Annotated in this window: 6 protein-coding genes; 2 read left to right on the top strand and 4 right to left on the bottom strand. The window is 62.5% G+C overall.

Annotation, left to right across the window (positions count from 1 at the left end; all coding sequences use genetic code 11):
* Window positions 1-707: HNH endonuclease signature motif containing protein (locus VFA16_RS12520; RefSeq protein ID WP_324968119.1), on the top strand; the 707-nt coding region annotated here is incomplete at its 5' end.
* 18 nt (window positions 708-725) lie between these two features.
* On the opposite strand, the gene VFA16_RS12515 is transcribed toward VFA16_RS12520, so the two are convergent.
* The 3 genes from VFA16_RS12515 to VFA16_RS12505 form a co-directional block, all read right to left on the bottom strand.
* Window positions 726-1,013 (bottom strand): hypothetical protein, encoded by a 288-nt coding sequence (locus VFA16_RS12515; protein ID WP_324968118.1) that lies wholly within the window; start codon window positions 1,011-1,013, stop codon window positions 726-728.
* Window positions 1,014-1,029: 16 nt separating this feature from the next.
* Window positions 1,030-1,254, bottom strand: coding sequence for a hypothetical protein (locus VFA16_RS12510; RefSeq protein WP_324968117.1), 225 nt, complete (start codon window positions 1,252-1,254; stop codon window positions 1,030-1,032).
* 80 nt (window positions 1,255-1,334) lie between these two features.
* Window positions 1,335-1,850 (bottom strand): Lrp/AsnC family transcriptional regulator, encoded by a 516-nt coding sequence (locus VFA16_RS12505; protein ID WP_324968116.1) that lies wholly within the window; start codon window positions 1,848-1,850, stop codon window positions 1,335-1,337.
* Between the two features lie 103 nt (window positions 1,851-1,953).
* Between VFA16_RS12505 and ald the strand changes: the two genes are divergently transcribed.
* The gene (ald, locus tag VFA16_RS12500; protein WP_324968115.1) at window positions 1,954-3,069 is read left to right on the top strand and encodes an alanine dehydrogenase; all 1,116 of its coding nucleotides are present in this window, start codon (window positions 1,954-1,956) and stop codon (window positions 3,067-3,069) included.
* Here the strand turns inward: ald and VFA16_RS12495 are convergent.
* Window positions 3,070-3,310: nitronate monooxygenase (locus VFA16_RS12495; protein ID WP_324968114.1), on the bottom strand; the 241-nt coding region annotated here is incomplete at its 5' end. It lies immediately after the preceding gene.

The raw sequence follows: 3,310 nt of genomic DNA, 5'->3' as shown, positions 1-3,310 counted from the left end.
CCAATCTCGATGCCTGGCTGGCCCGGTTCGCCGCCGCGGGCATGTGCAACCCCGACGACGAAAACCCTTGCATCAGCGGCCAACCCGGCGACGAGGCAGCGAGCAAGGATGTTCGCAGCCATGCCCAGCGTCAACACGACGCCCTCAACGCGCTGGTGCGCGGCCAGCTCGGCGACCCCAAACTGGGAATGCACAACGGATTGCCGGTCACGGTGATCGTGTCCACCACGCTTAGGGAGCTGACCGCCGGCGCCGGACATGCCGTCACCGGCGGCGGATCGCTGTTGCCGATGCGCGACCTAATCCGCATGGCCCGCCACGCATACCACTATCTGGCCGTCTTCGACGACCACGACAACCGCCCCCTATATCTAGGGCGCACCAAACGCATCGCCTCGCCGGATCAGCGGGTGGTGTTGTATGCCAAAGATCGCGGCTGCACAGCTCCCGGCTGCGATGTGCCCGGCTATTGGTGCGAAGTCCACCACACCGAGGACTGGGCGCGCGGCGGGCACACCAACGTCGACAAACTCACCCTGGCCTGCCAACCAGACCACAACCTCGCCGAAACAGGCTGGCGCACAATCAAACTCGCCAACGGACAAACCCAATGGATTCCGCCACCCCACCTCGACCACGGTCAACCCACAATCAACAACTACCACCACCCCGAGCGCTTCTTCGATGACGAACGCGACACCGGCTGATCAGCGCCCGCCGCGCAATCACGTCGTGCAGGAGTGAGCGAACAGCGACACCGGCCACGAAATCAGTGACGCCACGAAGGTCACCAACGCGTCATGCCCCTGCTCGACCTGCACTTGGCGCAGGCCCTCACCGTGCGCGCCGGCAACGATCGCACCGACTGCCAGATAGGGGATCGCGCAGAGCAACGCAATCTCGAGCAATGCGCCGATGTTGACTTGATAGTTCACCAGGCGACGCAACATGGCGAGCAGATGGGGCGTCTGGCTAGGGCCGGTGAGATCGGGGTAGTTCGGCGACCGCGGCATAGGGATTCCTCGACGATTAGGTCAGACAGACGCCACCGAACACCATTGCGGGCCACAGCGCGATCGATCCGAGTAGGGACACGATCAGATGCAGCCCCTGCAATTGTTCCAAGTGGGCGGTGTGAGTGCTGGCCCAAACGATTCCCACCGCGAGATAGGGCACGCCGAATAGCACTGCGATACAGGCAACTTCGACGATCGTGAGGTGAAAGTTCAACACGCGTTCGAGCAAGCTGAGCATGAACTCTCTCCCGTAGAGGCCACCGATAGCCGCTATGTTAACGACCATTCTGGTGGTGCGGTCGATTTCAGACCCTCCCTCTAGATCGGCGCGGCCCCGCGGAGATGCTCGAAGATCAATGACGTCTGCGTACCGGCGACGTCGGCGTCGGCGTTCAAGTTCTCCACCACGAACGACCGCAGGTCCTCGGTGTCGCGGGCTGCGACGTGCAGGATGAAATCATCGGGGCCGGCCAGAAAATAGACATCCATTACCTGCGGCTTGCGCCGGATCTGCTGGATGAAGCTGCGGATCTTCCCACGGGCGTTGGATTGCAGGTTGACCGCAATCATCGCCTGCAACGGCAATCCGATCGCGATCGGGTCCACGTCGGTGTAGAACCCGAGAATCACGCCCAGCTCCAGCAAACGCCGAACCCGGCCGTGACAGGTCGACGGGGCGATACCCAACTTCTCCGCGAGCGCACTGTTGGTGATCCGGGCATCCGCGTGCAACAGACTCAAGATTTTGCGGTCCATGTCGTCGAGGTCAACGGGCCGAAGATCCTTCGCTGCTGCGCGGCCAGCTTGGGCTCGATCAGTCAATGGTTCAGGCATACGGAAAGCCTAGAGAATTATCCACAGCCAGATTAGCGGAGCTGTCGAACTTTCTTCACAATTGAGGGAGGGCCTCTTCACCGAGCTGTGGCAAGGAGCGACCATGCGTGTCGGTATCCCGACTGAGATCAAAAACAACGAATTTCGGGTTGCCATCACCCCCGCAGGCGTCGCCGAACTAACGCGGCGTGGCCACGAAGTCCTCGTCCAGGCCGGCGCCGGTGAGGGCTCGGCCATCGCCGATACCGATTTCAAGGCAACGGGTGCGCAACTGGTGAGCAGCGCCGAGGAGGTGTGGTCGGCTGCCGACCTGGTGCTCAAGGTCAAGGAGCCCACCACCGTCGAGTACGCCCGCATGCGGCGCGGGCAAACCTTGTTCACGTTCCTGCATCTGGCGGCCTCGCGGTCGTGCACCGAAGCGCTGCTGGCCTCCGGAACCACGTCGATCGCGTACGAGACGGTACAAACCGCCGACGGCGAGCTCCCCCTGTTGGCGCCGATGAGCGAGATCGCCGGTCGGCTCTCCGCCCAAGTCGGCGCTTACCATTTGATGCGCACCCACAGCGGCCGCGGCCTGTTGATGGGTGGCGTTCCCGGTGTCGAGCCCGCTGACGTCGTGGTGATCGGTGGCGGCACCGCCGGCTACAACGCCGCCCGAGTCGGCAGCGGCATGGGTGCCCACGTCACGGTTTTGGATATCAACATCGAAAAATTGCGGAAGGTCGACGCTGCATTCGGTGGCCAAGTCCGCACCCGATACTCGTCGGCCTACGATCTCGAAGACCTCGTCAAGCGCGCCGACCTGGTGATCGGGGCAGTCCTGGTGCCAGGCGCCAAAGCACCTAAACTGCTATCGAATTCCCTTGTGGCCCAGATGAAATCTGGTGCAGTGTTGGTAGACATCGCCATCGACCAGGGTGGCTGTTTCGAGGACTCGCAGCCAACCACGCACGACAGTCCGACGTTCCTTGTGCATGACACGGTGTTCTACTGTGTGACGAACATGCCGGCTTCGGTGCCCAAGACGTCGACGTCTGCATTGACCAACGCGACTATGCCCTACGTCCTCAAGCTCGCCGACTACGGCTGGCAAGCCGCATGCCGGTCCGATCCCGCACTGGCAAAAGGACTTTCAACACATGATGGTGCCCTGTTGTCCCCGCAGGTTGCGGCCGACCTGAATCTGGCATTCACCGATCCGGCGAGCGTGCTTGCCTGATCACACGTCGCCGAGTGCCGCGACGATCTCCGCGGCTGGCCCCGGACGGGCAGCAGCGAAAGTCGTTCCCGCCCAGAGGTTTATCCCGTGTGGGTCATCAGCGGCAGCAGCCGCCTTACGGATCGGCGACGTCATATGGTTGACCTCTGGATAACCCAGCGGCGCAACGTCGTTGAGCAGGCGGGTGAAGTCGTTTTCCAACCCACGCGCGTACCGCCCTGAAAATGCCCGCGTCACCAGG

Origin of the sequence: Mycobacterium sp. (assembly GCF_035653355.1) — a bacterium.
In the GTDB taxonomy this organism is placed as follows: Bacteria; Actinomycetota; Actinomycetes; order Mycobacteriales; family Mycobacteriaceae; genus Mycobacterium.
This window is presented reverse-complemented; position numbering and strand designations above follow the sequence as displayed.

Coding starts and splice junctions, on each gene's coding strand:
- VFA16_RS12515 (WP_324968118.1), bottom strand. CDS start 1,013: ATGCCGCGGTCGCCGAACTACCCCGATCTCACCGGCCCTAGCCAGACG.
- VFA16_RS12510 (WP_324968117.1), bottom strand. CDS start 1,254: ATGCTCAGCTTGCTCGAACGCGTGTTGAACTTTCACCTCACGATCGTC.
- VFA16_RS12505 (WP_324968116.1), bottom strand. CDS start 1,850: ATGCCTGAACCATTGACTGATCGAGCCCAAGCTGGCCGCGCAGCAGCG.
- ald (WP_324968115.1), top strand. CDS start 1,954: ATGCGTGTCGGTATCCCGACTGAGATCAAAAACAACGAATTTCGGGTT.